The organism is Haloarcula halobia, assembly GCF_029338255.1.
In the GTDB taxonomy this organism is placed as follows: Archaea; Halobacteriota; Halobacteria; order Halobacteriales; family Haloarculaceae; genus Haloarcula; species Haloarcula halobia.
The window spans coordinates 1,318,572-1,344,745 of record NZ_CP119787.1; the positions used below are offsets into that span (position 1 = coordinate 1,318,572).

Genomic DNA, 26,174 nt, shown 5'->3' on the forward strand with positions numbered 1-26,174 from the left:
GACTCGCGGATCGGTATGCGTTCTCGGCCGTCGAGGATTCACTTCAACACACAGTTGGTACGACTCCCCCGTTCGTCACCACTGTTCACCCAAGGTGTGGTCACCGCGAGGTAAGCTCCGTCCCGGCGTCACCGTAGTACGCCGCCAGCGGCGTTCCACGGTCGCGGTGCGTTTCAAACAGTGAGCCGAGCCACTCGACCGCAGTGGCGTCGTCGTTGGCGGCGTAACCCACGAAGTTGTCGTGGGCACCGTGGATCATGAGGTACCCTCTCGTTCGGTCCCCACCGGTTCCGATGTACCACGCGAAGGGCAGGTCAGTGACGACAGATATCGTAATGTTCCCGCAGTCGAGCGCGTCACCGGTACGGGTCGGCATCTCGGCGGCGAGATAGTCGGCCACCACTTCGGTGACGACCAGTGACGCGTCGAGCGAACCTTCGACGACGGCTCGCCGGTGGACCGCCGACATGAACTCCTCGTCGTTCGGGGCGAATGCCCCTCCTCGGAGCTGGTCCGACTCCTCGACGACCGCTCGGACGCGCTCCCACACGACCGCCGGCGGGAACTCGGACATCGTGACGACGTCCGCACCGGCGAAGAAACGGAACTCCCGTGGCCCTTCGGTGTCGAACTCGTTTATGACCTCGCCCCACTCCGTTGCCGTTTCCGCCACCGCAAGGGCCTCGTTTGCAGTCTCGAGCAGCAGCTCTCCGGTGTAGGTCGTCTCGTAGCCGTCCTCGGTCCGCTGGATCAGGTCGGCGTCTTCGAGCGCGTCCACCGCCCGATCGACCGTAGACCGGGAGTCGTCGAACTCGTCGACGAGGTCCCGCTTCCAGGCCGGCCGGGTGGACAGGCGATCGAGATACCGCCGGCGATCGAGAACGAGATCCAACATAGCCGGAGATTATTTTTATATTAATTAAGTATTATTGTTTGGGGCCGGGTACCGAGTACGAGATCGGACCTCACCTCGTCCGGGTGGCTGTCGACGGCGGCTCCGCGAGAGGGACGGCGAGCGTCCGTCGCCGGTCGGGCGAAAAACCGGGGTAGAGCAGGGTTCCTCGAGGGTTCGTATTCAGCGCGGCGAGGGGGAGACACGGGTGATCCAGGACGCCCCCGCATCGAGAATCAAGCGTCGGCGCACCACACTGTCTCCCGGGTTCTTCGACGAGCACGCCGGGAGCGACGCACGCCACTGCTGTCTGACCGCTGTCCGGGGCCGACCGGGGACGACTGGCGCTGAAGCGGTCCGTCGTCACGGGGTGGCTTGGGTCCGATCGCTCCGGGGCCGCGCGAACCTGTCAGCGATATAGGGGTCTACTGAGAGCACATACCAAGATTTAGAACCCATTGGTTGCAAGGGGGGGTGTGGACGTGACTGGCCCGGTCGTTCCGATGATCGCCTTTCTCGGTGAGTGTACGACACACGGCGGGGGACTCTCGCTGCTCGAGGAGGCCGTCTGTACCGCCACGGGGCCGACCGGGCTGGCCATCATCGCGGTGTACTCCTTTCTCATCGCGTTCATCTTACCGCTGCCGAGCGAAGTCGTCCTCGTCCCGGCCGAGACGCTCCGTCTCGGCCTCTCGACGACGGGGAACCTCGTGATGATAATCGTCGCCAGCGCGACGGGCAAGGCGATGGGGAGCCTCGTAGCCTTCCACATCGGCCAGGAGGCCAAGGAGTACGGCCCGCTCGTCCGTCGCATCCGGAACTCGCGGTTCGACATCATCGAGTGGTCCGAGCGCCAGACCGTCCAGCTGGCCAAGAAGTTCGGCTACGTCGGCCTGGCGCTTGCCCTCTGTGTGCCCTTCTTCCCCGACACGCTGTCCATCTACGCCTTCACGGTGCTCGAGGAGGACTACGTCAAGTTCGGCGCCGCGACGTGGGCGGGCAGCGCCGGCCGTCTGCTCGTGACCCTCGGGCTGGCGGGTGGCACCCTGGCGCTGCTGTGAGCCCGCCAGCAGGTCCGCCCGGGCACGTTGGTGTGTACTCTGGTTGAGTACTCTCGTGTATGGCAATGTGCCGCCTCACCGCCCAGACCCTCCGCAGTGGCATCATCGTCCTCGTCGGCCTCGTTCTGCAACGCCGACCTGACGGCCACCTTCGGGGGTACCGAACTGGCCCTCCGGGACGCGACAATCGCCGACCTATCCGCCCACGTGCGTCCCACCGCCATCTTCGGCGGTGCCCGACTCGGCGTCTCCCGGGAGTGGAACGTCCGGATCGACGTCCTGCCGCTGTCCGGCGCCACCGAGGACCGCCGTCCCCGGGCCGACGAACCCCACGAGGACGTGGACCTCGTCGTCACGGGGTTCGCTGCGTTCGGTGGCGTCGAGATACTGGACTGACCCGCTCGCGGAAACCAACCCCCTTTTGACCCACCGGCGGCACACGTTCTGGTATGAGCCACGACGAGTTCCCGACCGAGGAGCCGGCGGTGGTGACCTGTGGACTGCCCTACGCCAACGGCGACCTGCACGTCGGCCACCTCCGTACCTACGTCGACGGGGACGCCCTCTCGCGTGCCCTGCGCCGCATCGGCCAGCAGACCGCCTTCGTCTGTGGGTCGGACATGCACGGGACGCCGGTCGCCGTCAACGCCGCCGAGGAGGGCGTCGAACCCGCCGAGTTCGCCCTGGAGTACCACGAGACCTACGCCGAGACGTTCCCGCAGTTCAACGTCGAGTTCGACAACTACGGCCACACCGACGACGAGACCAACACCGAGATGACCCAGCGGTTCGTCCGCTCGTGGATCGACAACGGCCACGTCCACGAGAAGGAGATCGAGGTCGCCTGGGACACGGAGGAGGATCAGCCCCTGCCCGACCGCTTCGTCGAGGGCACCTGTCCCTACTGTGGCGAGCACGCCCGCGGCGACGAGTGCGACGAGGGCTGTCAGCGCCACCTCGAACCCGGCGAGATCGAGGACCCCGTCAGCACCATCACGGGCAACCCCGCGGAGTACCGTACCCGCGAGCACAAGTTCCTCCGCCTGGCGGACTTCCAGGAGTACCTGCAGGGCCTCCTCGACCGCCTCGAGGGGACCGACAACGCACAGAACCAGCCCCGGGAGTGGATCGAGGGCGACCTGCAGGACCTCTGTATCACGCGGGACATGGACTGGGGTATCGACTACCCGGGGGGCAGCGTTGCTCCGGAGGAGCAACGTGAAGAAAGAAGCGGCAAAGCCGCAGACGCGGACGGCGACGGCGACGACCTGGTGCTGTACGTCTGGGTCGACGCCCCAATCGAGTACGTCTCCTCGACCAGGCAGTACTCCGAGCGGGTCGGCGCCGACGAGTACGACTGGGCGGACGTCTGGCTGGTCGACGGCGAGGAGCGCCACGGCACCGGGTGGGACGACGAGTGGACCGACGAGGGCGGCGAGATCATCCACGTCATCGGCCGCGACATCATCCAGCACCACGCCGTCTTCTGGCCGGCGATGCTGCGCGGCGCGGGCTTCAACGAACCGCGGGCCATCCTCGCCACCGGTTTCGTCGGCATCGACGGCAAGGCCCTCTCTACCTCGCGGAACCGCGCCGTCTGGGCCGACGAGTACCTCGACGCGGGCTTCCACCCCGACCTGTTCCGGTACTACATCACGACCGGCGCCGGGCTCGAATCCGACGTCGACTTCTCCTGGGACCGCTTCCAGGAGCGGGTCAACGGCGAACTGGTCGGCAACGTCGGGAACTTCATCTACCGCTCGCTGCTCTTTGCCGAGCGCAACTACGACGGGACGCCCGACGCCGACGTCAGCGGCGACGTCCGCGAGCGCATCGAGGACGCGCTCGACGAGTTCGAGCAGGCCGTGCGGGAGTACGACGTCCGCTCGCTGGCCGAGGTCGCGATCGACCTCTCGAACTACGGCAACGAGTACATCCAGCGCAACGAGCCGTGGAACCTCGTCGGCGACGACCCCGACCGCGCCCGGCAGGTCATCCGCGACTGCGTGCAGCTGACGAAGGCCGTCGCCGTCGTGATGCAACCGGTCCTGCCGGGGAAGGCCGAACGGCTCTGGGGACAACTCGAGGAGGAAGGCTCCGTCGCCGACGTGTCCCTCGACACCGCTCTGGAGGCCCCGCCGGCCGAGTTCGGCGAGCCCGCAGAACTCTTCGAGAAGGTCGAGGACGACCACATCGAGGGCCTCAACGAGGAACTGGCCGAGCGCGTCGAGCGCGCGGCGTCGCCAGACGCCGCGAACGAAGACGGCGACGCCGACGACGAGCCGGCCGACCTCCAGCCGCTCGTCGAGGAGCGCATCAGCTTCGAGGACTTCGAGGGCGTCGACATGCGCGTCGGCGAGATCCTCACCGCCGAGCCTGTCGAGGGTGCGGACAAGCTCCTCAAACTGGAGGTCGACATCGGCCACGAGGTCCGTCAGGTCGTCGCCGGCCTGCGCCAGCTCCACGACCACGAGGACCTCCCCGGGACGCGGGTCATCCTGTTGGCCAACATGGAGCAAGCCGAGCTGTTCGGCGTCGAGTCCAACGGGATGGTGCTCGCCGCCGGCGAGGAGGCCGACCTGTTGACCACCCACGAGGACGCGCCCCTCGGGACGCGCGTCCGGTGAGGTCACGAGGCCTTTTGTAGCCACGACACGTATCGCCGTGCATGCCAGACGACGGCGGGTGGCGACAGTCAGAGGAGGAACGCGACGTCGTCCAGCACGAGCACCGCCAGTCCGTCCGCGAGGAGTCAGACGGCGGTTCCGAGCCCGGAGCCGGCGCGCTCGACGCCGAGACACTGGTCGACGCCGTGCCGGACCAGATGGTCCAGGAGACCGAGGACGACGACGAGGGCGCGGTCGCCGGGTCGTTCGCGCCGGACCTCGAGGTCCGCCCGGGGACGCCCCGTTTCGAGAACGTCGTCTTCGTCGCGCTGGGCGTCTACGTCGCCATCCTCGCCGTCGGACGGATGTTCGTCGGCGCGTCGATGTACACCCCCGAGACGCTGGGCGCGCTCACGGTCGGCGTCATCGCCGGTACCGCACTCCTCTATGGCCTTTTCACCCGGACCAACCCGGACACTTAATCCCGTGCCGACACTACAGTAGGTATGGTCGACCCGCTGACCGTCGCGCCCCTCGCCCCTCTCCAGGCAGAATCACTGTTCAGTCTCTCGCTTTCCCTGCTGCTGTTCCTGGCCGGGTCGGGGCTCATCGTGGCGGAGGCGTTCGCCCCGGGGACGCACTTCTTCGTCCTCGGGGTGGCCCTGCTGACCGCGGGGCTGGTCGGGCTGTTCATCCCGGCCGGACTCGGCATCTTCGCCCCCCTGATCCTCGCTGCCGTCGTTCTGCTCTCGACGGGCGCCACGCTGTGGGGCTATCGGAAACTCGACTTCGCCGGCGGCGAGCGGGGCGTGACACTCTCGTCGAGTTCCCTCCGGGGTCAGTTCGGCACCGTCACCGAACGGGTCACGACGACGGACGGCGAGGTCAAACTGGAAGACGGGGGCTTCAACCCCTACTATCAGGCCCGGAGCGTCGACGGCGTCATCGAGGTCGGCACCGAGGTGATGGTGGTCGACCCCGGTGGCGGCAACGTGCTCGAGGTCGAGTCGGTCGAGGGGACCGACGACATCGACCGGGAACTCGAGCGGGACCGTCAGCGGACCGACGACCGGGAGTCCGAATTCGAATCCGAGACGACCTGACCGGTTGCGAATCGCAGGTTCCTGTCACGGGTACCCAAGGTTTTTCTTTCACCGAGTCCGAGTCTTCGGTGTAATGTTCCCCGCGTTAGTGCCGCTACAACTGTTAGGAGGCATCATCGGCTTCGTCACCGTCGTCCTCCTCATCATGGCCATCGCGCTGGTGTACTCCAGCGTCGTCATCATCCGCCCGTACCAGAAAGGCGCGTACACCGTCCTCGGGACGTACCGTGGCATCCTCGATCAGGGGATCCACTTCATCTACCCGTTCGTCTCGGACGTCACCCGCTTCGACATGCGGACCCAGACGCTCGACGTCCCGCGACAGGAAGCCATCACCCGCGACAACTCGCCGGTCACCGCCGACGCCGTCGTCTACATCAAGGTGATGGACCCCAAGAAGGCGTTCCTCGAGGTCGACAACTACGAGCGCGCCGTCTCCAACCTCGCACAGACCACCCTCCGTGCCGTCCTGGGTGACATGGAACTCGACGACACCCTCAACAAACGAGGGGAGATCAACGCCCGCATCCGCAAAGAACTCGACGAACCCACCGACGAGTGGGGGGTCCGCGTCGAGAGCGTGGAGGTCCGCGAGGTCAACCCCTCGAAGGACGTCCAGCAGGCCATGGAGCAACAGACCTCCGCCGAGCGGAAACGCCGTGCCATGATCCTGGAAGCCCAGGGTGAACGGCGCTCCGCCATCGAGACGGCGGAAGGTGACAAGCAGTCCAACATCATCCGCGCACAGGGTGAAAAGCAGAGTCAGATCCTCGAAGCGCAGGGTGACGCCATCTCGACGGTCCTCAGAGCGAAGTCTGCCGAGTCGATGGGCGAGCGCGCCATCATCGACAAGGGCATGGAGACGCTCTCGGAGATCGGTCAGGGCGAATCGACGACGTTCGTCCTGCCCCAGGAACTCACGTCGCTGGTCGGCCGCTACGGCAAGCACCTCTCGGGGTCCGACGTCAAGGAGAACGGTCACGTCCTCGAGGGCCTGGAGTTCGACGAGGAGGCCCGGGAGATGCTCGGTCTCGACGACATCGAAGAGATTCTCGGGCAGATCGACCAGGAAGCGCAGGTCGACGTCGAGGCCATGGAACAGGAGGCCCAGAAGATCAAACACGGCGAGGACGCCGGCGTCGACAGCGCCGACGAAGTCATCGAAGAGATGGACGCCGAGATCGACGACGACCCGGCCGCGACCGACGTCGCTGGCGGCCCCGACGACACGACGCGAACGTCGGAGGTCGACAAGGACAACTAACGACTAGCCAGGCGAAGACGTTTTATTACCCAGCCACCTTTTCGGTAGCAATGACACGTGAGGGCGACGTGGACGAGGACAAGCGAGCCACGCTCCGTCGCTTTGCCGCCCTCGGTGCAGCGAGCCCGTTTGCCCGGTTCGCCGACAGCGGGAGCGACAGCGACGCCCCTGACGCTATCGCCGGCTACGTCTCCGCCAATCCGGGCACCCACTTCTCGAAACTCCGCGACGACCTCAAACTGGGCACCGGCGAGGCCCAGCACCACCTCCACCGCCTGGAGAACGAACGTGTCGTCGCTTCCCGGAAAGACGGCGATTACCGGCGGTACTTCCCCGCCGGCCAGTTCTCGGAGACCGAACAGGTGACACTGGGGTACCTCCGCCGGGAGACGCCCCGCGGGATGCTCGTGGCGCTCCTCCGGAACCCCGCAGTGACGGCCTCCGAACTGGCGAGCGAACTGGGCGTCTCGCGGCCCACCATCAGCAACTACGCGGGTGAACTCGAGGCCGCGGGCCTGCTCTCACGAGACGACGGCTACGCCGTCACCGAACCGGAGACGATTCTGCTGCTCTTGGTCCGGTACGCCGACTCCTTTGGCGACGACGCCGCGGCACTCGCGAGCGAGGCGGGCTCGCTCGTCCGGTACGACCCGTAGCGACGCGCTCGTGGGCCCGGAGCGACCTGATCGTTTCGTGCGTAGCGTCGCGACCGGACGGCCCGCGTCGGTCCAGCATTTCGCGAGCGGTAATGGACTGTTACCGCCGACCAGCTGCCGGCCGTGAGGAGCTAACTAATACTGATTCGCAAGTATCTGATGGCGTGAGTTATAAAAAATCCGACACTGTTGGCCGGCGAACGTTCGTAAAGACACTCGGCGCAATCGGCGTGGCGGGCGCGTTCGCGTCGTCTGCGAGTGCCTCGAGTCACACCGTCCAGAACATGGTCGACGACGCGTCGGCGGGCGATACTGTCTCGGTGCCCGCCGGGACCTACCCGGAGACGGTCACCGTCGACAAGGCCCTGACGCTCGTGGGTCCGAACGCCGGTCTCCACCCGGAGTACGACTCGCGCGGGCCCGAGGCGACCCTCGAGGGGTTCCGAATCGGGGCCGACGATGTCTCTCTCGACGGCTTCCGCGTCGCCGACGGGACGAAAGGCGTCGCGAGCGTCGGGAGCGGTTCGACTTGGAGTTCGATCAGCGTCACCCACACCGACTTCGACTCGCTCTCCGAGTGGCCGGTCCTCCACGGGTTTGGCTCCGGTGGCGGCGTCGGAACCAAGGACTGGACCGTCTCCCAGAGCCGCATCGCGAACATCACCGGCGACAACATCACCGGTATCGTCCTGTTCAACGTCGACGGCGTGACGCTGGAGCGCAACCACGTCGAACACGCCACCTCCGGCGTGAGCGGCCGGCGGGGTCACAACCTCGATGGGTGCAGCGACGTGACGATGACCGACTGTCACGTCGACATGGGGCTCCGGTCGCCGTCGAACTCCCTCGCCAGTTTCAACGCGGCCCGCTACTCGCTCCAGCTGTCCATGAGCGACCAGTCCGTCTCGGACGTCCACGTGTGTAACAACACGTTCATGGGCGGCTACGACTGCGTCGTCACGCTCGGGAACGGCGACATCAGCGATGTCGAACTCGTCAACAACACGCTCACGGACAACGTCATCGGCGTTCGTCCGCAGGCGGGGACGAACTCCTCCACCGGGAGCGTCTCTCGCTTCACGATTCAGCGCAACGATATCGCCGACCAGGTGTACGGTATCTTCGTCGACGACGGCGGCAGCAGCGGCGACCCCTACACGGACTTCGCTGCAAACCTGAACGACCTGTCCGGGAACGACCTCGGCCTGCTGGTGCAGTCCGGGGCGAACGTCACGGACGGCATCGACGCCGAGCGCAACTGGTGGGGTGACCGGAGCGGGGCGGACGGGAACGTCGCTGACCCGGATGAACTGGCGAGCACGAAGCCGTGGCTACGCAACGAGCAGGCGGCGGGCACCGTCCCCGGCAAGGGCTGTCTCGACGACTGAGTTTCTCCCCGGGACTCCATCCGTGGTGGCGTCCGGAAAATGAGTACGCGACCCCCGCGAAAGCGCGGTCCGACAGGGCGTGGCGGAGTTCCCGACTCATAGTGACTGCTGTGAGTCATTTCGGTACCAACCGCACGACTACGTGCGGTCGTACCGGTAAACAGTCACAGCAATCACTATCAGGCCTCGACCATCCACGTCGTCGAAGAGGAGTAGCCCCACTTCTCGACGTCGAGGCCGTGCTCGCCCTCGGCGATGGCGGACATGTTCGTCCCCACCTCTTTGGCCGACAGGCCGAGTTCCTCGCCGATGAGCCGGGACTTGAAGTACGTCTGCTCGCCGGCGTGGGTCCGCAGGTACTCGAGGATTCGGCGCTGTTTCTCCGAGAGTCGCGTGTCGGCCGCCTGTGCTGTCGCGCTCATTGTACACCTCTTGCTACACACGAAGCCCCCTTAGCAGATTTGGTACGAACGGTTAACGCCGCGCCCTCGTGCGGTTTTCCGACCGGGTTCCGCTCCGGGCGGGTCGCCCGGGGTCGTTTCCACCCCGGGTTGGTACAGGTGGTTAACACGCGCCTGTCGGGCGTCGGCAGTTCTTTTATACTGGCCACACATTACGGCGAACAGAGGTCTATCACGTATGGAAATCTCGGATCAACTCCTGTGTCTGTTCAGTGCTGACGTCACCGACGAGGGTGACCGCTACGTCGTCGAGGTACCGCGCCGCGAGATCGAGACCGGGTCCGTCGAGGCCGGCGGGACGTACCGCGTCGCGCTAATCTCGGCCGAGGCGGGGACCGAGGCCAGCGACGAGGACGGCACGCCCGAGACGCCACCGGACCAGCCCCAGCCCCCGGTCGAACCCGGCGAGACGCGCTACGTCGAGATCGAGGACATCGGCAAGCAGGGCGACGGCATCGCCCGCGTCGAGCGTGGCTACGTCATCATCGTCCCCGGCGCCGACATCGGCGAGCGCGTGAAAATAGAGGTGACGGAAGTGAAGTCGAACTTCGCGGTCGGCGAAATCATCGACGACGGCGTCTAGTCGGACTCTCTCGTTTTCGACGTCGATGGACTCCAGCCCCGTAGCGGCCGCCACTCCCCGTCTCGCGGTCACTCCTCGTAGGCGGTCCCGTCGGGTCGTTTCGCGCCCTCCGAGTCGTGGACGACGACCTCGCTCTCCGGGTTCGCCGGGGCGTAGTTGTCGCGGACCCCGATGGCCTCCTCGAGTTCCCGCACGGCGCGCTCCTTGAGCGCAGTCGCCAGTTCTTCGGCGTGGTCCCTGTCGATGTCGCGGCCCAGCCCCTCACACTCGTGGGCGTTGAGCGTCACCTCGTCGTCGTCGCCCGCGTCTCGTGGGTCCAGCGAGACACTGTCGACGGCCTCACCCATGGGCTGACTGGTGCCCCCGAGCGCCACGCTGAACGGATACGTCTGGCAGATGAGCGGGCGGTCCTCGTGGACCGTACACGCTCCCACGCCACCCTCGTCTTCGGTGTAGAAGGTACAGTCCCCGCAGTCGTCGGTCTGGAGGGCCCACTCGAACGTCTCGCCCTCGGGACCGTCCGGCCCGTCCTGCAGGCCGTAGGGCATCGGTCGTGCGACGTCCCGGAAGTCGTAGTCGCCGGCGGCCTGCAGGTCGCGAATCTCGTCGGGGAACACCGTAGCGGTGTGTGGCTCCGGGTCGTCGCTGTCCCCGCCACAGGCCGTCTCGCCGGCCCTACAGCAGGCCCCACAGCGCGTACACTCGAACCCGATGGTCTCGATGGCGTCGGCCAGCGCCGCCACCTCCAGGTCCCGTGCGCGTTCGAGCTCCGCTTCGAGCGATTCCACACGCTCTCTACCGTCGGGACGGACAAAAGGGGCCCGACCTCGGCGGCGCTCAGGCGGGCGTCGCTCGCTCGCCGTCCCACGCCAGGTCGCCCTCGACGGCGAGTTTCTCGAGGTGGGCGACCACCGTCGCGCGGGCGAGGGCACGGACGCCGCGCAGGTCCTTGTCGTAGGCCGCCGCGAGTATCTCGTCGGGCGTGGCGGCCCCCGCCTCGACGGCCGCCCGGACGCGTCGTTCCCGGTCGAGTCGGTGGGCGACGAGGCGACGGCAGGTCACCCGCGGCGAGTCGATCGGCGGGCCGTGACTGGGTGCCAGTCGGGCCGGAGCGAGCGCGTGCAGGCGGCGCAACGAGGTCAGGTACGCCCGCAGGTCGCCCTCGGGCGCGCCCACGGCGACGCTCCCCTCGGCGACGGCCAGGTCGCCGCTCACGACGGTGTCGCCGGCCACGAAGGCGACGTGTTCGGGTGCGTGCCCGGGTGTCTCGAGGGCCCGTACGGGACCGTCGCCGGTCGGCATCGCGGTGGCGACGGTGAACGTCCGGTCGGGCGTCACGCCGGTCGCTCGCTCGAAGGCGTCGGCTCGTCCCCGCCTGGCCCAGACGGTGGCGTCGTGGGCGTCGGCGTAGTGGGCGACGGCGTCGACGTGGTCCGGGTGGTGGTGGGTGACGGCGACGTGGGCGACAGACCGGTCGGCGAGCGCCGCGTCGAGGGCGTCGGTGCGTGCCGCCGGGTCGACGAGCACCGCGTCGCTGCCCCCGAGCACGTACGCGGCGGTCTGGCCGGTCGGTGCCCGCGTAGACACCGGCAGGTCGACTCTCGTCACGTCCATCGGATAGACGCAGGGCGTCGAGGATGAAGAACGAGGCGGTCTGTGGACGCGCTCAGGCCGACAGGTAGTACACCTGCTTGCGCGCGTCCGTGAAACTGTACCGCGAGTCGACCAGGCCCGTGTCCTGCAGGCGGTTCAGCGCGTAGCGGACCGTCCGGTCCGGGAGCAGCGAGGCCTCGGCCAGCTGCCCCTGTGACAGCGGGGCCTCGTCATCCAGTACTTTCGCGACGAGCTTCGCGCTCGGCGGGAGCTCGCGCAGGCGGTCCCGGAAGTCCGCTTCGGCGAACGGCGTGGTCGGCGCATCTTCGACGGTAGTGCTCATATCCGGTGATACTCCAACGGTACTGGTAAAAGTTGGCTATATGTATGACCAAACAATACGAATACCTTGATGTGTATAATGTCTCCTTATATTCCGTGACGGTCCGGTCGTTCGAGGGCGGTGGGGGAGTGGGGAACGTGGATTCCAGTATCGTTTTATCCCCCGGGAAGCCACAATCGTAGCGTGAAAGGGCAGGAGTGGTACCAGGCCGACACCGTGGCCGAAGAGTACGAGGCCAAGCGGTTCTCCCGCGGCGGACGGCTCATCGACCGCCGGGAGAAAGCGGCCGTGCTGGAGGCCATCAGTCCCGTCGAGGACAAGAGCGTCCTCGAGGTCGCCTGTGGGACCGGGCGGTTCACCGTCATGCTCGCCGAACGCGGCGCCGACATCACCGGGCTGGACATCTCCGGACCGATGCTCCAGCAGGGCCGCGAGAAGGCACGGGCCGCCGACGTCGACGACCACGTCGAGTTCATGCGCGGCGACGCCGCCCGCCTCCCGTTCCCCGACGACCACTTCGACACCGTCATCGCGATGCGTTTTTTCCACCTCGCGGACACCCCCGCGGCGTTCCTCGCAGAGATGCGCCGGGTGGCCAAAGAGCAGGTCGTCTTCGACACGTTCAACCGGTTCTCGACGCGCTCTATCTACAACTGGGCGCTCCCGATGGGGTCGCGGCTCTACTCGCGGTGGGAGGTCGACCGCCTGCTCGACGGTGCGGGTCTGGAACTGGTCGGCGAGGACCACGACTGGATCCTCCCTTACGGATTCTACCGGAAGATCCCGAACGAACTGGCCGCCTCGCTGCGCTCGCTCGACACCGCCATCGGCGAGACGCCGGTCGGCGAGGCGCTCGCGTCCGTCTCCTACTGGAACACCCACGTGTAGTCGTGCCGGCCCGCGAGTTTTATGCGCTTCCGGAAACGTAGCCGGAGGTATGGAACTCTCGGTAGTGGTCCCGACGCTCAACGGCCGCGAGGAGCTGGCCGGGTGTCTGGACACACTCGCCGAGCAGGTGCCCACAGCGGAGATCGTCGTCGTCAACGGCCCCTCCGCCGACGGCACGACCGGGATGGTCAGGGACCGGGACGACGTCTCCGTCCTGGTCGAGATCGCGGACCGGTCGGTCAACGTCGCCCGCAACGCAGGGATCGACCGGGCGACGGGCGACGTCGTCGCGATGGTCAACCAGGGCCTCTCCGTCGAGGACGGCTGGGTCGGTGCGATTCGCGACGCCTTCGTCGACGGCTGTAACGTCCTGACCGGGCCGACCCACCACCAGTTGCGCGCCGGGATGACCACCGAGACAAAGGAGTCACGGACCATCGCGGGTCGCGAGGTGACGTACTTCAACCCCGGCAACGTCGCCATCGAGGCCGACGTCCTCGCGGCGCTCGACGGGTTCGACGAGTACCTGGACGTCGGCGGCGCACGGGACTTCGCCCACCGTCTGGCCGGCGCCGGGTACGACGTCACGTGGGACACCGACATGAGCGTCAGCCGCGAGTTCGAGGCCGACGGGGGCATCACGGAGACGGACTGGCGGTGGAAGTACCGCTCGCTGTCGTACCGGCTGTTGAAAAACTACGGCGTCCGGCCGACCGTCGCTCGCCGGATCACGAGTCACGCGGTCCGCGACGGCGTCGAGGCGCTGAAAGACGTCGCTCGCGGCGACACGGTCCCCTCGGAGTGGTTCGCGAACGGCCGGGACGTGGTCGACGGCATCACGACCGGCGGGCGGGACGGAGTCACCGCCCGGGTCCGGGACCGGTCTACTCGCCGCAACCCCAACGGGCGGTCGAAGCGGGCCGACCGGGCCGTCGCGGTCTACGACTGGCGGTAGTCAGGGCGCGAGCTCGTCGACGACGCGCCCGGGATTGTTCGAGAACACCTTCTTCATCGCGTCTTCTGGCACGTCCAGGGTGAGAATCTCCATCACTGCCACGTTCGGGTGGACCGCCGGGGCGCCGCTCCCGAAGAGGACGCGGTCGGGGTGTTCGAGCACCGCTCGCTCGAGCTGTCCCCTGTAGCGGACGGCGCTCGTGTCGAGGTACAACTGGTCGTGGCTGTCGAGCAGGTCGATGGCGTCGTCCATCAGATCGCGCCGGAGCGGGTGGCCGCCGAAGTGCGCGAGGATCACGGGGAAGTCGTAGCCGAGCAGCGCCTCGGCGACCCGGGATGGGGGGAACGACTCGCCGCCGTGGACGAGGACGGGGAGCGACACCGACGCGAGTTCCGCCAGCACCTCCTCGTCCGGGAGGCCGTCGGTCGCCGGGTCGAGCTTGAACCCGAAAAAGCGGTCGTCGTAGGCGTACTGCTCGACGTCGGCCGGCGAGGTGTGTGACTCGCCGCGACGGCTCGTGAGGTTCCGCAGCGTCGTCCCCGGGCCGGTGTCGAGACCGCGAATCCCGTTGATGCGCGCGAACGCGACCATCGGCCGGCCGACGGTCATCCTGGCGACGCCGTTGTTCGCCTTCAGGTACGAATCGTCGCGTGGCCCCGGGTAGACGACGGCCCTGACGACCCCAGCCTGGTGCATCTCGCGCTCGAGTTGCTCGGGGTTGCCCACCCCGTCGCGAGGCCGCCGTTCCTCGTCGGGTTCGAGACGGGCGTGGACGTCGACCACCCGGAACTCGTGCTCCAGCTCCAGCATTCTACCCGACTGTGGACCCTTCGCTGTATTAATTCATCGGACGCCCGACCGTCGCTGGCACTGCACGGCGGCCGTTCCCACACTCATCTGACAGACGGCGGGGGGTTCAGGGCTCGGCCGTTCGGAAAGGTTTATATAGAACCGCTTACGATGGTTTAGGTGAGGTTACACACACATGTCATCTGGCCAGCGACGCATGGGCGGCCAGCCTCTTTTCATCCTCAGTGAGGACGCCCAGCGTACACACGGGAAGGACGCACAGTCGTCGAACATCTCGGCCGGCAAGGCCGTCAGCGAGTCGGTACGGACCACGCTCGGTCCCCGCGGCATGGACAAGATGCTCGTCTCCGACAGCGGCGACGTCGTCATCACGAACGACGGCGCGACGATTCTCGGAGAGATGGACATCGAGCACCCCGCCGCGCAGATGATCGTCGAGGTCGCCGAGACCCAGGAGGACGAGGTCGGCGACGGCACGACGACGGCGTCCGTGCTCGCGGGCCAGCTGCTCGCGAAGGCCGAGGACCTGCTGGACGACGACGTCCACCCGACGACCATCGTCGAGGGGTACCACGCGGCGGCCCAGCTGGCAAACGATGCCATCGAGGAGGTCGTCCTCGACGCCGACCTGGACGACGACACGCTCGTCGAGGTCGCCGAGTCCGCCATGACCGGCAAGGGTACTGGCGACGTCAAGGCCCACCGCCTCGCCGAAGTCGTCGTCGAGGCCGTCAGCCACGCGAAATCCGATGCCGGCGTCAACCGCGACAACATCGAGATCCACACCCAGACGGGCGCGGCCTCCTCGGCCACGGAGCTCGTCGAGGGCGTCATCCTCGACGAGACGCCCGTCCACGACAACATGCCACAGTCCGTCGAGGACGCCTCCATCGCCGTCCTCGACTTCGAGCTCGACGTCCGCGAGAGCAACATCGACGCCGAGTACAACGTCTCCAGCGTCGACGATCTCACCGCCGCACTGGACGCCGAAGAGCAGGAACTCCAGGGCTACGCGCAGGCCATCGTCGACGCCGGCGTCGACGTCGTCTTCACGACCGAGGACGTCGCCGACCGCGTCGCATCCAGCCTCGCGAAGGCGGGCGTCCTCGTCGAGGAGGGCCTCCCGATGAAACAGACCAAGAAGGTCGTCAACGCGACCGGCGCCAAGCGCATCGGCTCCATCGACGACCTCTCCGAGGAGGTGCTTGGCCACGCCGACAGCGTCACCGTCCAGAAGCACGGCGACGAGGAGTCGACGGTCATCACCGGGGGAGCGACCGCCGAGGCCGTCACCATCTTCGCCCGCGGGTCGACCGACCACGTCGTCGACGAGATCGAGCGCGCGCTCGAGGACGCCCTGGGGGTCACCGTCGCCGCGCTGGACGCCGGTGGCGTCGTCCCCGGTGCTGGCGCGACCGAGATTGCCATCGCGGACCACATCCGCTCCGAGGCGGCGTCCATCGAGGGCCGCAAACAGCTCGCCGTCGACGCGTTCGCCGACGCCATCGACGTGCTGCCCCGCACGCTCGCCGAGAACACCGGCCTCGACGCCATCGACGCGCTCGTCGACCTGCGCGCCCGCCACGAGAACGAGGGCATCGCCGGCATCATCAGCGAGGGCCAGACCGGCATCATCGGTGACCCCGTCGAGCACGGCATCCTCGACCCCGCCGCCGTCAAGCACGAGGCCATCGACTCCGCCACCGAGGCGGCGACGATGATCGTCCGCATCGACGACGTCATCTCGTCGTCGTAAGCCGCTCATCGCACCGGATCGTCGCACTCCCCTTTCTTTCGCCGCGAAAACACGCTTCGGGTAGTCACTCACGCGTCGGCGACCGACCCGGTTTCCGTCCGCCTACTCGAGGACCGATAGCGTCCCGGTTCGGCACTTCGAACAGTGCACGCGCCTCGACTCGATGAAGACGGTCTCGCAGTCAGAACATTCGTACAGGCGCGCTTCCGGCGCCGACAGCGTCGTCTCCACGGCCTCCGGCACGTCCTCGCGTCGTCCGAAGGCCCCACCGATGTAACTCTTCAGGCTGAGCATGACTCAGGTACGACCGACAGGAGCATCAAGATATCGACTGGTACAAATATCGGACGTACGCGGCCGTGAACCGGCAAGGTCGCGCCGGGCGGGTCAGGCGGCCGACGCGTAGTCGTCGAAGGCGTCGATATCGACGCCGTCGGCGGTGATCTCGGCGACGACGACGCCGTTGCCCGACCCGGTGTCGCGCTCGGCGGCCGCGGTGACCGCACGGATGGCGAGCGCGCGGGCGTCCTCGATGCTCATCTCGGGGTCGTACTCGCCCTCGATGGTCCCCGTGGCCACCATCGTCCCGGAGCCGGTGACGGTGTAGTCGTCCTGCAGGACGCCGCCGGCGGGGTCGATGCTGTAGACGTGGCTGCCCTCCTCGTCGACGCCGCCGATGATGGGGTTGATGGCGAAGTACGGGCCGCCACGGGCGAAGTTCCCGGCCAGGGTCGCCAGGCCGTGGATCGACATCGTCTCGTCCCGGCGGACCTCGTAGAGGTTCGCCTCGGCGCGAATCGAGCGGATGAACGACTGTGCGCCGCCGACGCTCCCGACGAGGGTCATCGCCGCCGTCGGGTGGATCTGCTCGACCTTGGTGACCTGCTTGTTCGAGACGAAACGGCCGCCCAGCGAGGCGCGCCGGTCCGTCGCGACGACGACGCCCTCCTCGGTGCTGATGCCGACGGTGGTCGTCCCCGTCTTGACGACGGCCTCGTCGTCCTCGGTCCCTTCGTCGGCCGGGATGGACCCGACCTCGGGATCGTAGGCGTCGGTCAGTCGGTCGTCGGGGTCGTACATCACTCCTCACCTCCGAGTTCGAACTCGGCCAGCCGGTCCGAGACGTCGTTTTCGGGGAGCGTGCTGAACTGCTCGCTCTCGACGTCGATGGTCGCGATGTCGACGCCCGTCGGGTCGAGGCCGTCGTCGTTGATGGAGGCGAGCGCCCGGAGCGCGAGTTCGATGCCGCCCTCGAGGTCCAGGCCCTCCGCGTACTCGTCCTCGAGGAATCGCTGGATGTCCTCGCGCGACCCGCCGATGGCGACGGCCTGCCACTCGTAGGGCGTCCCCGAGGGATCCGTCTCGAAGAGGCGGGGTTCGCCGTCCTCGATGCCGCCGACCAGCAGGGCGACCCCGAACGGGCGTGCGCCGCCGGTCTGGGTGTACTGCTGGATGTAGTCGGTGACCTCCTTCGTGAGCGCCTCGACGGAGGCCGGTTCGTCGTAGCGCAGGCGGTTGACCTGGGCCTGGCGTCGGGCCACGTCGATGAGCTGTCTGGCGTCGGCGACGTGACCGGCGCTGGCGACGCCGACGTGGTCGTCTATCTCGTGTATCTTCTCGATGCTGTCGCGTTCGATGAGCGGCGACCGGGCGTGTCGGTCGGCGGCCAGCACCACGCCGTCCGCCGTTCGGATGCCGACGCTGGGTGTGCCGCGCTTGACCGCTTCACGGGCGTACTCGACCTGGTAGAGGCGGCCGTCCGGGGAGAAGATGGTTATCCCGCGGTCGTAGGCCTGTTGTTCGTTTCCTTGCATTGTGTGTACTCAGTGTTCACCCGAGGTTAGGGCTTCAGTTATATAAGCCACCTTACGCTGGCAATTCTCGCCGTCAGTACAGCGAGAGATCGCCGGTGACCCGGTCGACGAGGTCGTCCTCGGCCGGGCCGACGGCGAGCGCCGTCACGGTGCCGGGTTCCAGCTGGGTGTGGCCCGCGTCCCTGACTATCGCATGGGGCAGACCCTCGCGCTCCGCGCGGTCGGCGAGTTCGAACAGCTCGGACTCGCCCGTCGCCTTGAGGACGACCTTCTTCTGACCCTCGCCCTTCCAGGCGTTGCGGGCCTGCCGTCCGGTGTCCTCGTAGGCCGACAGGGACGCGTGTGCGACCTGGGCGGCGAGTTTCCCCTCGCCCATGCCGATGTCGGCCCGTGCGACGATGGCCTGCTTCATACCCGCCCCTAGACTGCCGCCCTTAAGCCCCCGTCGGAGCACCGACCCAGTTGCACGTACCACAGGGTACATACGGTGTCGGTGTGGACCCACCGAGAACAGACCCGATGCTCCGTACACTGCTGGTTCGCCCCGCCGAGTTCTTCGAGGGGCGACGCGACGACCTCAACGGCGTGACCGGCGGCCTCGTGATGCTGGGGTTCGCCGTGGCCACCACCGCCGTGGCCGCCGTCGTCCTCTTTGCGCTGACGCGAGCTGTCGAAGGGACCACGACGATTCCGAACCCCGACCGACCCGCCGAGTCGGTCTGCTCGGGCGAGTCCCCGCCGGCGGCCTGTAGCGAACCCGCCGCGGTCACCGTCGACGTCGGTGCGCTCGTCTGGGGGAACGCCGTCGACGCGCTGCCGCTGCTGTTTTTCGGCCTCCTGGCCGGCGCGCTCCTCCTGGCGGTCGCCCTCCACTTCGGCGCGAAACTGGCCCGGGGGAGCGGTGGGTTCGGGGCGACGGTGGAGATTACCGCCTGGGGACTGCTTCCGACGCTCGTCGCCGTCGTCGTGGGCGGTGCTCTGCTCGTCGGCTTCGCCGTCCGGACCGACCTCTCCGTCGCCGACCCGGACCGGGTGGCCGCCGCGTTCCGGCCGATACAGACCGGCGTGCAGGGACTGACACTGCTGCTCGTGCAGGTCGCGGGCGCGGCCTGGCAGGCGTTCGTCTGGGCGGCCGGACTCCGGGTGGCCCATCGGCTCCACCGCATCGGGGCCATCGCGCTGGCCGTCATCGTCGCGACGCTCCCGGTGGTGTTGCTCTAACCCCGGCAGGGCGACGCTCAGTCGACCTCGCCCGGCACCTCGGTGAGCGTCGTCCCGTCGTGACGGACAGCGACCTCGAAGGTGGTGTTGTCCTCGACGGCGGTGAAGTCCATCGTCACGGCGAAGGTCCCGTCGTCCCGGACGACGGCGGGCTTCTGTCGCAGGAAGGGGCTGGCCGAATCGGTGCTGCGCACCCGTACCGTCAGTTCGCTGCCGGCCCCGACGTCGGTCGTCCCCCGAATCGTCTGGTCGGGGGCCGCGCCGACGGTGAGCCGGTCGCCCTCGTGAACGATGTGCGTCCCCGGTGCCGGCGTGGGCTCGGGGGTCGGTTCCGCGCTGACCGAGGCGTCGATGTGGGCGGTGCGGGTCGCCACGACGCCGGTGTCGTTCCGGACGACGACGGTGGCGGTGGCGTTCTCCTCGACGCCCCGGAGGTCGAAGCTCGCCGCGAACGTCCCGTTCTCGCGGACCGTCGCCAACTCCGTGTAGAGGAACGGCGACGCGCTGTCGGTGCTCTCGATACGGACCGTCAGGTCGGTCCCCGCCGCGACGCCGGTCGTGCCACGGACGGTCTCGTTCGCGGTTGCCTGGAGGACCAGCGACTCGGTGCCCGGCTGGATTGCCGTCCCGCGCGGCGTCTCGGCCGGCGCTGACTGGCCGCCGTCGACCCCGTCGTTCGTGACGAGCGGGACGCCGACGGCGGCGCCGGCGAGGACCAGCGCCACGAGCCCCAGGCCCGCGACGAGGGCGACCCGGTGGCTGTTCATCGACGCACCCCCCGTTGTCGCTGTCCGTGGTCCGCTGTCCGGTACGACTGGTCGTCCGCTGGAGGGGATGGGCGGCTGGGCCGCATACACGGTAGACTTGACGCGTGTCGGACATAACCCTCCTCGTGGCTCAAAGCCGAGTTGAAGCAACCGGTGATGCCACGCCGAGGCGGGAGGTTTAGGTACCGCGTGGCGCTACCTCGGGTAATGATACTCTCGGACGCCGACATCCTCCGCCGCCTGGAGGCGGGCGACCTGGTCGTCGAACCGCTCGACGACCCGGACATCCAGATCCAGCCCGCGAGCATCGACCTCCGGCTCGGCAGCCAGTTCCTCGAGTTCCAGCACGCGAACATCCCGTGTATCCACCCCAACTCCGAGTCGGAGGTCGGCGAGTACGTCGAGGAGACAGAGATCGACGAGGGCGGGGAGTACATCCTCCACCCCGGCGACTTCGTGCTGGGGACGACCTACGAGCGCGTCGAGATCCCCGACGACCTCATCGCCCACGTCGAGGGGCGGTCGTCGCTTGGCCGCCTGGCGATCGTCGTCCACGCGACTGCCGGCCTCTGTGATCCCGGCTACGAGGGCCAAATAACGCTCGAGCTGTCCAACCTCGGCACGGCGCCCGTCGCGCTCACGCCGGGGATGCGCATCTCCCAGCTTACCTTCACGGAACTGAAGACCCCCGCCGACCGCCCCTACGGGGAGGAACGGGGCTCGAAGTACCAGGGCCAGCGGGGGCCACAGGCGAGCAAGATACAGGGAGACCGGGAATTCGGTGGCGACCAATGACCGACGAGCGCCAGACCGGTGGGGACCACTGACATGCGCTTCATCGAGGAGATCGTCGTCGACGACTTCCTTCCGACGTTCCGCTCGCTGCTGGCCGACGCGCTCCGGGAGCGCGGGTTGACACAGTCCGAGGTGGCGGACCTGCTGGGCATCAGTCAGAGCGCCGTCTCGAAGTACGTCCACGGCGAGGTCGAGCGGAACCCGGCGCTGCTTGACCACCGCGGCCTGGCCGACCTGGTCGAGCGCCTCGCCGACGGCCTCGCGAGCGGCGAGATGACGCCCGTCCAGGCGCTCGTCGAGACGGAGGTGTTCGTCCGCGAACTCGAACAGGGCGGCCTGCTCGCGACGCTCCACGAGGACGCCGTACCGGAACTGGCCGACTACGACACCGAGTTCTCGGTCCACGACCCGGACTCGGAACTGCGCGCCGCCGAGCGGACGCTGTCGTCGGTCCGGCGGGGGCTCTCCATCCTCGAGAACACGAGCGGGTTCGCCTCGCTCATCCCGGCCGTGGGGTCGAACCTCGTCGAGGTGCTGCCCGGCGGGGACGGCATCGACGACGTGGCGGCCGTTCCGGGCCGGATTCTGGACGTGAAGGGGCGGGCGACGATTCCCGCCGACCCCGAGTTCGGCGTCAGCGAACACGTCGCGACGGTCGTGCTGGCCGCCCGCGCGGCCGACAGCGGCGCGCGCGCCGCGCTCAACGTCAGGTACGACCCCGACATCGTCGCGGCGCTGGCGGCGGCGGGCCACGGGACCGTCGAGTTCGACGCCGAGGCAGACCTGGAGACGGCAGTCGCGGGGGCACTCGCGGAGAACCCGGACGCGGACGTACTCTACCAGACTGGCGGGATGGGCGTCGAACCCGTCGTCTACCTGCTCGGTCCGGACGCCCCGACCGTCGCCGCGTGGGCGCGGGACCTCCTGTGACCGACGCCCGGGCGTTCTACGGGCGCTGGGCGTCCGTCTACGACCACCTGGCGAGCGCGCCGCTCGTGGGCGACTGGCGCGACCGGGCTGCCGACGCGCTCGACGCCGAGGCGGGCGACACCGTCGTCGAGATGGGGTGTGGGACCGGCGCGAACGTGCCCGTCCTCCGTGGACGCGTCGGTCCGGCGGGCCACGTCGTGGGGCTCGACCTGACCCGCGAGATGCTCCTGCGCGCGCGGCGTCACCCCGACCGGGTGGACGGTCGCGTCGACTACGTCCAGGCCGACGGCGCCCGGCCACCGGTCGCGAACGCCGACGCCGTCCTCGCGACGTTCGTCGCGGGCGTCTTCGCCGACCCGGCGGCCGCCGTCGACGCCTGGTGTGACTGCGTGCGACCCGGTGGTCGCGTCGCGCTACTGAACTTCCAGCGCAGCGACCGCGCCCTCGCGGCGCCGCTGAACGTCGCCTTCGAGGGGTTCGTCCGCCTCTCCGCACCGGGGACGCGCCTCTCGTGGCGGTCACACGCCAGTGTCTTCGAGCGGCGCGTCGCCCGCGCTCGCGAGCGCCTCACCGAGCGGACGGTGGCCCGCCGCTACGAGACGTTCGCCGGGGGGTTCCTGGGGCTGGTCTCCGGCCGGGTCCCGTAGGGCTCAGTTCGTTCCCGACTCAGTGGGCGGGAGGGCGGCCGCCCTCGCCAGCGGTTCGGCCCCGTCACCGGGCGCTTCGAGCACGTCCAGCAGGTCCGGTATCGTCCACGTCCGCGACCCGTCGGTACAGGGATAGATGCCGACGATGTCGCCGTCCTCGTAGGCGGCGGCCAGCAGCATCGGGGTCGTCAGCACCGTCTCGCTCCCACCCACCAGGAGCGAGGCGGTGCGCGTCTCGAAGGGCGGCCGGAGGCTCAGCTGGTGGTCCTCGGCCCATCGCTCGAAGGTTTCGATGGTTTCGAGCAGCTCGCTCTGTCGGTTCCGCCCACCGACGACGATCTCCTCGGGCCAGGTCGTCACGGTGAAGTCCGCGAGCACGCCGGTCGACCGGAGGCGACTCAGGCGGTCGATGACGGTCGCCCGGGGGCCACACACCGGCCGGCGCGTCCAGAGCGCGACCTCCAGACCGCTCGCGCGCCCGTCGACTTCGACGGTGGACTCAGTTCGGGTTGCGTCGTTCGACATCGATTGTCAATCGTACACGTATATCTCGCACAAGTAGTTAATCATTTGGGTATTCTCGGTATTAGTACCGGTACACGAACTAATATAGCGAAAAACTGGCCTCTACAGTTAGTCGTCGGCAGGGGCCGGCGTCGTCTGTGAGAGTTCGATCGGGTCGGCGTCGACGCCCAGTTCGTCGAGGGCGACCTCTGCGGCCTTCTTGCCCGAGACGAGCATCGCGCCGAAGGTGGGACCCATCCGCGGGAGGCCGTGGGTCGTCGCCGTCGCCATTCCCGTCGCTATCAACCCGTCGTGGACGAGGCCGGTCTGCTCGACGACGGCGTCCTCGCTCTCGCCGACCCACATCGAGTCGTGACCGGGCGAGTCGTGACCGGGCGCGCCGTAGGTGTCGGCGTCGGTCTGGTCCATCCCTGCGTCGCCCTCCTCGACGTCGATCCCCTCGAGGACCCCGCGCTCGTCGAGTTTCTTCACCGCCATCGCGTCGTGCCCGGTGGCGTCGAGGACCAGGTCCGACTCGACGGCGATCGGGTCGACGCAGGTGATCTCCCGGGGGAGCGCGTGGACCGGCGTCCAGTTCATCACGATGCCGCCGACGCGGTGGTTCTCGCGGACGACCACGTCGGTGAACTCCGTCATGTTCTGCATCTTCGCCCCCGCGTCACAGGCCGCCTTGATGAGGCCCGAACAGGCTTGCGGGCCGTCCGCGAGGTACAGGCCCTCGGTGTCGCGGGCCGGGTCGTAGTCGACCCCGAGGTCAGCGAGTATCTCCTGGGCCGGGTCCCGCACGGTCACCTTGTTCATGAGGAACCCACCGAGCCAGAACCCGCCGCCGAGGTAGTTGTTCTTCTCGACGACCATCGTCTCGACGCCGCGCTCGGCGAGTTCCTTCGCCGCCATCAACCCGGACGGTCCCCCGCCGACGACGACGACTTCGGTGTCGGAGAACTCGAGGAATTCCTCGCTCCACTCCTGGCCGATCGCGCGCGTGACGTCTGCTTCGTCCACGTCGCTGAACTTGTCGAACTGACGCATACCACTAAGTAGTATCGCTGGGTAGTACATAGGCGTTCTGGTGCCAGGATCCTGGATACGCCGGGAGCGCGAAATTTCACGAAAAAGGCCACGCTACCCGATGGTTTCAGGACCATCGGTCCGATCCGAGTGGCGTGTGGCAACGTCTACCGGGACCGGGACCACGGACACAGGCTACGCAGAACCGACTGGCAGGCGCATCGCGGAGGGAGACCGCCACGGGGTCGACCCGTGCCCGTCTCGAAGTTCGCCGTCGCCGGCGGCGTCCTGACGACGGCCGCGATGCTCAACGACGGGGAGACGGCGGGCTACGACCTCTCGTACTTCGCGACGTCGACCGGGTATGACGCCCGTTGCCGGGGGACCGCTCGTCGAGCGCGTCCGCGAAGCCGTCGACCTGGAGTGACCATCGCCCCGCCGCCCCCGCCTCTCACTCACCGTCGCGTGTCCGAATCGCTCGCTCGGCGTCGGCGAGCGCGTCCTCGGCGTCGAACGCCTCGATGGCCGCTTGCTGGGCCTCGGGGTCGTCGAGCAGGTCCCGTGCGTGGGCGGTGATTCCGGGGATCGCCCGGACGATGTTGTCGATTATCGGGACTGTCGCGACCTGTGCCGACCGGCTGAGCGGGTTCAGGTCGACGACGAGCTCGGTCTTCCCCATCGCACCCAGCGCCTCGGCCCGGTCGCCGTCCTCCAGGGGGACGAGCACGACGTCGGCCGCGCCGATGCCGTCGGCGTCCACCTTCGCGCGCTCGTGGTCGAGTCCCGGGATAGTGCCGTCGGCGGTCAGCCCCTTCACTGCGGTCGCGCCGTGTTCCCGCAGGTACTCGGCGATGGCTTCGATGCGCTCTTCGGTCCGGTTGAACAGGTTCACCTCCAGGTCGGCGCCGGTGACCTCGGCCAGTTCGACCAGTTCGCCGGGGACCAGGGCCGCCGCGTTGCCGTTGACCGAGATCACGGCGTGGTCGGCCTGCAGGAGGTGGGCGGCGGCCGCCCGCTCGGCACGGTCGGCGCTCGCCAGGGTCTGTTCCCCCAGCAAGTAGTCGTAGGCCTCCCCCCGGCCCTGTGCGATGAGCCCCTGACGGGAGGTGATGCCGCGGTCGACGCCGGCCTCGATGCGGTGGCGTGTCAGCAGCGACTCGTAACGCGGGTGGCTCTCGGGGACCTCGACCTCGTCGCTCATACGCGCCGTTCTCGCGCGGACGGTAGAAAGCCCGTCGGTCAGCGGTCGGGGTCGACGGCGGCGCCCGCCGGGGCGACCGCACAGACGTTCGCGTCGTAGCCGGCGTCGGTGAGCCCGGTCCCGAGCGCGAAGACGGTCTCGCCGAGCATCGCCATCGCGGCGTCCCCGCCCGCTTCGTTGACCTCGGTGACGACGTCCCGAACCGCCGGCGTGAGCAGGTCGGCCTCCCGTGAGAACTGCCGCGAGGCGCGCATGAACGTCCCGAGCGTCGGCTCTTTGACGACCTGCGAGAGCGCCCGTTCGCCCGCTCCGGTCAGCGCGTCGGTCTCGCCGTCGACCACCTCGGCCGTCGACAGCTCGCCGAGCGTGTGGTACTCCACGCGGGTCCGGGCCGGAATCGCGTCGACGTAGTTGTGAGCGGGCGCGCCGGGCTCGAGCCGGAGCGGGACGCCGCCCCGGGCCTGGGCGACGACGTCGCCAAGGCCCGTCCCGGCCTGCACCTCGGCACCGTGCGCGATGGTCACCAGCTCGTTGTACGAGAGCCGCCGGTCGAAGACCGCGTTCCCGGCCAGCGCGGCCCCGAGCGCCATCGCGCCGGAGACGCCGAACCCGGCCCCCAGCGGCAGCGGCGTGGTCCCCGTCACGCGGGCGGTGGCGTCCAGCGCGGCGAGGACCCGCTCGACCGCGCCCATCTCCATCTCCCTGCCATCGAGCTCGACCTGCGTCTCCTCGGCCGGACTGACGGTCACGTACACCCCGTCCGAGAGCGCCAGTCCCCCACCGCGCGACCCCGTTTCGGTCGGGTTCGACCCCCGGTCGACGGTGAAAAAGCCGGTCACGTGGCCCGGGACGAAGGCCTCGGCTGCCGTTGTCATCGTCTGCCCTCGTGTGTCCACCGGGTTAA

General features: G+C 68.2%; 31 protein-coding genes. 16 read left to right on the plus strand and 15 right to left on the minus strand.

Annotated elements, in window-relative coordinates; genetic code table 11:
• Window positions 1-100: 100 nt before the first annotated feature.
• Window positions 101-895, minus strand: coding sequence for a transcriptional regulator FilR1 domain-containing protein (locus P1K88_RS06985; RefSeq protein WP_276413675.1), 795 nt, complete (start codon window positions 893-895; stop codon window positions 101-103).
• A 500-nt stretch (window positions 896-1,395) separates the two neighbouring features.
• Here P1K88_RS06985 and P1K88_RS06990 point away from each other — a divergent pair, with 500 nt between their 5' ends.
• The 8 genes from P1K88_RS06990 to P1K88_RS07025 all read left to right on the plus strand — a co-directional run bounded on the left by P1K88_RS06990 (window position 1,396) and on the right by P1K88_RS07025 (window position 8,970).
• On the plus strand, window positions 1,396-1,953 hold the full coding sequence (locus P1K88_RS06990) for a YqaA family protein (RefSeq protein WP_276414126.1): 558 nt from the start codon (window positions 1,396-1,398) through the stop codon (window positions 1,951-1,953).
• A gap of 96 nt (window positions 1,954-2,049) precedes the next feature.
• Window positions 2,050-2,349: a hypothetical protein gene (locus P1K88_RS06995; protein WP_276413677.1), complete on the plus strand. Its 300-nt coding sequence runs from the start codon at window positions 2,050-2,052 to the stop codon at window positions 2,347-2,349.
• Between the two features lie 53 nt (window positions 2,350-2,402).
• Window positions 2,403-4,580 (plus strand): methionine--tRNA ligase, encoded by a 2,178-nt coding sequence (gene metG / locus P1K88_RS07000; RefSeq protein ID WP_276413679.1) that lies wholly within the window; start codon window positions 2,403-2,405, stop codon window positions 4,578-4,580.
• Window positions 4,581-4,621: 41 nt separating this feature from the next.
• Window positions 4,622-5,041 (plus strand): DUF7312 domain-containing protein, encoded by a 420-nt coding sequence (locus tag P1K88_RS07005; RefSeq protein ID WP_276413681.1) that lies wholly within the window; start codon window positions 4,622-4,624, stop codon window positions 5,039-5,041.
• Between the two features lie 24 nt (window positions 5,042-5,065).
• The gene (locus P1K88_RS07010; RefSeq protein WP_276413683.1) at window positions 5,066-5,662 is read left to right on the plus strand and encodes an NfeD family protein; all 597 of its coding nucleotides are present in this window, start codon (window positions 5,066-5,068) and stop codon (window positions 5,660-5,662) included.
• A gap of 73 nt (window positions 5,663-5,735) precedes the next feature.
• Window positions 5,736-6,926 (plus strand): SPFH domain-containing protein, encoded by a 1,191-nt coding sequence (locus tag P1K88_RS07015; protein ID WP_276413685.1) that lies wholly within the window; start codon window positions 5,736-5,738, stop codon window positions 6,924-6,926.
• A 50-nt stretch (window positions 6,927-6,976) separates the two neighbouring features.
• Window positions 6,977-7,582 (plus strand): winged helix-turn-helix transcriptional regulator, encoded by a 606-nt coding sequence (locus tag P1K88_RS07020; protein ID WP_276413687.1) that lies wholly within the window; start codon window positions 6,977-6,979, stop codon window positions 7,580-7,582.
• Window positions 7,583-7,812: 230 nt separating this feature from the next.
• Window positions 7,813-8,970 carry a right-handed parallel beta-helix repeat-containing protein gene (locus P1K88_RS07025; RefSeq protein ID WP_276413689.1) on the plus strand — a complete coding sequence of 386 codons (1,158 nt, stop codon included), beginning with the start codon at window positions 7,813-7,815 and terminating at the stop codon, window positions 8,968-8,970.
• 179 nt (window positions 8,971-9,149) lie between these two features.
• Here the strand turns inward: P1K88_RS07025 and P1K88_RS07030 are convergent, their stop codons facing one another.
• Window positions 9,150-9,392 carry a DUF7123 family protein gene (locus P1K88_RS07030; protein WP_276276697.1) on the minus strand — a complete coding sequence of 81 codons (243 nt, stop codon included), beginning with the start codon at window positions 9,390-9,392 and terminating at the stop codon, window positions 9,150-9,152.
• A gap of 217 nt (window positions 9,393-9,609) precedes the next feature.
• Between P1K88_RS07030 and P1K88_RS07035 the strand changes: the two genes are divergently transcribed.
• On the plus strand, window positions 9,610-10,014 hold the full coding sequence (locus P1K88_RS07035; RefSeq protein WP_276413691.1) for a TRAM domain-containing protein: 405 nt from the start codon (window positions 9,610-9,612) through the stop codon (window positions 10,012-10,014).
• 68 nt (window positions 10,015-10,082) lie between these two features.
• Here P1K88_RS07035 and P1K88_RS07040 read toward each other — a convergent pair whose 3' ends face one another.
• Genes P1K88_RS07040 through P1K88_RS07050 form a run of 3 tightly spaced genes read right to left on the minus strand, consistent with a single transcriptional unit; the run spans window position 10,083 to window position 11,950 of the window.
• Window positions 10,083-10,802, minus strand: a complete 720-nt coding sequence (locus tag P1K88_RS07040; protein ID WP_276413693.1) for a YkgJ family cysteine cluster protein — start codon at window positions 10,800-10,802, stop codon at window positions 10,083-10,085.
• A 49-nt stretch (window positions 10,803-10,851) separates the two neighbouring features.
• On the minus strand, window positions 10,852-11,628 hold the full coding sequence (locus tag P1K88_RS07045) for an MBL fold metallo-hydrolase (RefSeq protein ID WP_276413696.1): 777 nt from the start codon (window positions 11,626-11,628) through the stop codon (window positions 10,852-10,854).
• A gap of 52 nt (window positions 11,629-11,680) precedes the next feature.
• Window positions 11,681-11,950 carry a MarR family transcriptional regulator gene (locus P1K88_RS07050; protein WP_276413698.1) on the minus strand — a complete coding sequence of 90 codons (270 nt, stop codon included), beginning with the start codon at window positions 11,948-11,950 and terminating at the stop codon, window positions 11,681-11,683.
• A 183-nt stretch (window positions 11,951-12,133) separates the two neighbouring features.
• On the opposite strand from P1K88_RS07050, the gene P1K88_RS07055 reads away from it, so the two are divergent.
• Both P1K88_RS07055 and P1K88_RS07060 read left to right on the plus strand, forming a co-directional pair.
• Entirely contained in the window at window positions 12,134-12,838 is a 705-nt protein-coding gene (locus P1K88_RS07055; RefSeq protein ID WP_276413700.1) for a class I SAM-dependent methyltransferase, read from the plus strand.
• 49 nt (window positions 12,839-12,887) lie between these two features.
• Entirely contained in the window at window positions 12,888-13,793 is a 906-nt protein-coding gene (locus P1K88_RS07060; RefSeq protein ID WP_276413702.1) for a glycosyltransferase family 2 protein, read from the plus strand.
• Here P1K88_RS07060 and P1K88_RS07065 read toward each other — a convergent pair whose 3' ends face one another.
• Entirely contained in the window at window positions 13,794-14,603 is an 810-nt protein-coding gene (locus P1K88_RS07065; RefSeq protein ID WP_276413704.1) for an amidohydrolase family protein, read from the minus strand.
• A gap of 196 nt (window positions 14,604-14,799) precedes the next feature.
• On the opposite strand from P1K88_RS07065, the gene thsA reads away from it, so the two are divergent.
• Window positions 14,800-16,359, plus strand: coding sequence for a thermosome subunit alpha (gene thsA, locus P1K88_RS07070; RefSeq protein WP_276414127.1), 1,560 nt, complete (start codon window positions 14,800-14,802; stop codon window positions 16,357-16,359).
• A gap of 102 nt (window positions 16,360-16,461) precedes the next feature.
• Here the strand turns inward: thsA and P1K88_RS07075 are convergent, their stop codons facing one another.
• From P1K88_RS07075 to pth2, 4 genes are all read right to left on the minus strand, one after another.
• On the minus strand, window positions 16,462-16,653 hold the full coding sequence (locus P1K88_RS07075) for a hypothetical protein (RefSeq protein ID WP_276413706.1): 192 nt from the start codon (window positions 16,651-16,653) through the stop codon (window positions 16,462-16,464).
• Window positions 16,654-16,746: 93 nt separating this feature from the next.
• Entirely contained in the window at window positions 16,747-17,439 is a 693-nt protein-coding gene (gene psmB, locus P1K88_RS07080; RefSeq protein ID WP_276413708.1) for an archaeal proteasome endopeptidase complex subunit beta, read from the minus strand.
• Entirely contained in the window at window positions 17,439-18,173 is a 735-nt protein-coding gene (gene psmA, locus P1K88_RS07085; RefSeq protein WP_276413710.1) for an archaeal proteasome endopeptidase complex subunit alpha, read from the minus strand. The genes psmB and psmA overlap by 1 nt, the downstream gene beginning before the upstream one ends.
• A gap of 73 nt (window positions 18,174-18,246) precedes the next feature.
• Window positions 18,247-18,585: a peptidyl-tRNA hydrolase Pth2 gene (pth2, locus tag P1K88_RS07090; RefSeq protein WP_276413712.1), complete on the minus strand. Its 339-nt coding sequence runs from the start codon at window positions 18,583-18,585 to the stop codon at window positions 18,247-18,249.
• A gap of 107 nt (window positions 18,586-18,692) precedes the next feature.
• On the opposite strand from pth2, the gene P1K88_RS07095 reads away from it, so the two are divergent.
• The gene (locus tag P1K88_RS07095; protein WP_276413714.1) at window positions 18,693-19,394 is read left to right on the plus strand and encodes a YIP1 family protein; all 702 of its coding nucleotides are present in this window, start codon (window positions 18,693-18,695) and stop codon (window positions 19,392-19,394) included.
• Window positions 19,395-19,411: 17 nt separating this feature from the next.
• Here the strand turns inward: P1K88_RS07095 and P1K88_RS07100 are convergent, their stop codons facing one another.
• Window positions 19,412-20,161 (minus strand): BGTF surface domain-containing protein, encoded by a 750-nt coding sequence (locus P1K88_RS07100; RefSeq protein ID WP_276413716.1) that lies wholly within the window; start codon window positions 20,159-20,161, stop codon window positions 19,412-19,414.
• A gap of 207 nt (window positions 20,162-20,368) precedes the next feature.
• Here P1K88_RS07100 and dcd point away from each other — a divergent pair, with 207 nt between their 5' ends.
• The 3 genes from dcd to P1K88_RS07115 are packed head-to-tail and all read left to right on the plus strand — an operon-like array spanning window position 20,369 to window position 22,533.
• A complete protein-coding gene (dcd, locus tag P1K88_RS07105) occupies window positions 20,369-20,956 on the plus strand; it encodes a dCTP deaminase (protein WP_276413718.1) in 588 nt (195 codons plus the stop codon).
• Window positions 20,957-20,989: 33 nt separating this feature from the next.
• On the plus strand, window positions 20,990-21,886 hold the full coding sequence (locus P1K88_RS07110) for a thiamine-phosphate synthase family protein (RefSeq protein ID WP_276413720.1): 897 nt from the start codon (window positions 20,990-20,992) through the stop codon (window positions 21,884-21,886).
• Window positions 21,883-22,533, plus strand: coding sequence for a class I SAM-dependent methyltransferase (locus P1K88_RS07115; RefSeq protein WP_276413722.1), 651 nt, complete (start codon window positions 21,883-21,885; stop codon window positions 22,531-22,533). Before P1K88_RS07110 ends, P1K88_RS07115 begins: the two co-directional genes overlap by 4 nt.
• 3 nt (window positions 22,534-22,536) lie before the next feature.
• On the opposite strand, the gene P1K88_RS07120 is transcribed toward P1K88_RS07115, so the two are convergent.
• From P1K88_RS07120 to P1K88_RS07135, 4 genes are all read right to left on the minus strand, one after another.
• On the minus strand, window positions 22,537-23,058 hold the full coding sequence (locus P1K88_RS07120; protein WP_276413724.1) for an HTH domain-containing protein: 522 nt from the start codon (window positions 23,056-23,058) through the stop codon (window positions 22,537-22,539).
• A 108-nt stretch (window positions 23,059-23,166) separates the two neighbouring features.
• Complete coding sequence (locus P1K88_RS07125) at window positions 23,167-24,090, minus strand: sulfide-dependent adenosine diphosphate thiazole synthase (protein ID WP_276413726.1); 924 nt, start codon at window positions 24,088-24,090, stop codon at window positions 23,167-23,169.
• 430 nt (window positions 24,091-24,520) lie between these two features.
• On the minus strand, window positions 24,521-25,270 hold the full coding sequence (locus tag P1K88_RS07130; protein WP_276413728.1) for a 4-phosphopantoate--beta-alanine ligase: 750 nt from the start codon (window positions 25,268-25,270) through the stop codon (window positions 24,521-24,523).
• Between the two features lie 38 nt (window positions 25,271-25,308).
• On the minus strand, window positions 25,309-26,145 hold the full coding sequence (locus P1K88_RS07135; RefSeq protein ID WP_276413730.1) for a pantoate kinase: 837 nt from the start codon (window positions 26,143-26,145) through the stop codon (window positions 25,309-25,311).
• Between the last annotated feature and the right edge of the window lie 29 nt (window positions 26,146-26,174).

What these genes read in the sequence shown, in the direction of transcription:
- P1K88_RS07060 (WP_276413702.1), top strand. Translation starts at nt 12,888, where the DNA reads ATGGAACTCTCGGTAGTGGTCCCGACGCTCAACGGCCGCGAGGAGCTG.
- P1K88_RS07065 (WP_276413704.1), bottom strand. Translation starts at nt 14,603, where the DNA reads ATGCTGGAGCTGGAGCACGAGTTCCGGGTGGTCGACGTCCACGCCCGT.
- P1K88_RS07095 (WP_276413714.1), top strand. Translation starts at nt 18,693, where the DNA reads ATGCTCCGTACACTGCTGGTTCGCCCCGCCGAGTTCTTCGAGGGGCGA.
- pth2 (WP_276413712.1), bottom strand. Translation starts at nt 18,585, where the DNA reads ATGAAGCAGGCCATCGTCGCACGGGCCGACATCGGCATGGGCGAGGGG.
- P1K88_RS07125 (WP_276413726.1), bottom strand. Translation starts at nt 24,090, where the DNA reads ATGCGTCAGTTCGACAAGTTCAGCGACGTGGACGAAGCAGACGTCACG.
- P1K88_RS07100 (WP_276413716.1), bottom strand. Translation starts at nt 20,161, where the DNA reads ATGAACAGCCACCGGGTCGCCCTCGTCGCGGGCCTGGGGCTCGTGGCG.
- P1K88_RS06985 (WP_276413675.1), bottom strand. Translation starts at nt 895, where the DNA reads ATGTTGGATCTCGTTCTCGATCGCCGGCGGTATCTCGATCGCCTGTCC.
- P1K88_RS07005 (WP_276413681.1), top strand. Translation starts at nt 4,622, where the DNA reads ATGCCAGACGACGGCGGGTGGCGACAGTCAGAGGAGGAACGCGACGTC.
- P1K88_RS07035 (WP_276413691.1), top strand. Translation starts at nt 9,610, where the DNA reads ATGGAAATCTCGGATCAACTCCTGTGTCTGTTCAGTGCTGACGTCACC.
- P1K88_RS07015 (WP_276413685.1), top strand. Translation starts at nt 5,736, where the DNA reads ATGTTCCCCGCGTTAGTGCCGCTACAACTGTTAGGAGGCATCATCGGC.
- P1K88_RS07075 (WP_276413706.1), bottom strand. Translation starts at nt 16,653, where the DNA reads ATGCTCAGCCTGAAGAGTTACATCGGTGGGGCCTTCGGACGACGCGAG.
- P1K88_RS06990 (WP_276414126.1), top strand. Translation starts at nt 1,396, where the DNA reads ATGATCGCCTTTCTCGGTGAGTGTACGACACACGGCGGGGGACTCTCG.
- P1K88_RS07110 (WP_276413720.1), top strand. Translation starts at nt 20,990, where the DNA reads ATGCGCTTCATCGAGGAGATCGTCGTCGACGACTTCCTTCCGACGTTC.
- metG (WP_276413679.1), top strand. Translation starts at nt 2,403, where the DNA reads ATGAGCCACGACGAGTTCCCGACCGAGGAGCCGGCGGTGGTGACCTGT.
- P1K88_RS07135 (WP_276413730.1), bottom strand. Translation starts at nt 26,145, where the DNA reads ATGACAACGGCAGCCGAGGCCTTCGTCCCGGGCCACGTGACCGGCTTT.
- P1K88_RS07050 (WP_276413698.1), bottom strand. Translation starts at nt 11,950, where the DNA reads ATGAGCACTACCGTCGAAGATGCGCCGACCACGCCGTTCGCCGAAGCG.
- thsA (WP_276414127.1), top strand. Translation starts at nt 14,800, where the DNA reads ATGGGCGGCCAGCCTCTTTTCATCCTCAGTGAGGACGCCCAGCGTACA.
- dcd (WP_276413718.1), top strand. Translation starts at nt 20,369, where the DNA reads ATGATACTCTCGGACGCCGACATCCTCCGCCGCCTGGAGGCGGGCGAC.
- P1K88_RS07020 (WP_276413687.1), top strand. Translation starts at nt 6,977, where the DNA reads ATGACACGTGAGGGCGACGTGGACGAGGACAAGCGAGCCACGCTCCGT.
- psmA (WP_276413710.1), bottom strand. Translation starts at nt 18,173, where the DNA reads ATGCAAGGAAACGAACAACAGGCCTACGACCGCGGGATAACCATCTTC.
- P1K88_RS07045 (WP_276413696.1), bottom strand. Translation starts at nt 11,628, where the DNA reads ATGGACGTGACGAGAGTCGACCTGCCGGTGTCTACGCGGGCACCGACC.
- P1K88_RS07030 (WP_276276697.1), bottom strand. Translation starts at nt 9,392, where the DNA reads ATGAGCGCGACAGCACAGGCGGCCGACACGCGACTCTCGGAGAAACAG.
- P1K88_RS07010 (WP_276413683.1), top strand. Translation starts at nt 5,066, where the DNA reads ATGGTCGACCCGCTGACCGTCGCGCCCCTCGCCCCTCTCCAGGCAGAA.
- P1K88_RS07130 (WP_276413728.1), bottom strand. Translation starts at nt 25,270, where the DNA reads ATGAGCGACGAGGTCGAGGTCCCCGAGAGCCACCCGCGTTACGAGTCG.
- P1K88_RS07120 (WP_276413724.1), bottom strand. Translation starts at nt 23,058, where the DNA reads ATGTCGAACGACGCAACCCGAACTGAGTCCACCGTCGAAGTCGACGGG.
- psmB (WP_276413708.1), bottom strand. Translation starts at nt 17,439, where the DNA reads ATGTACGACCCCGACGACCGACTGACCGACGCCTACGATCCCGAGGTC.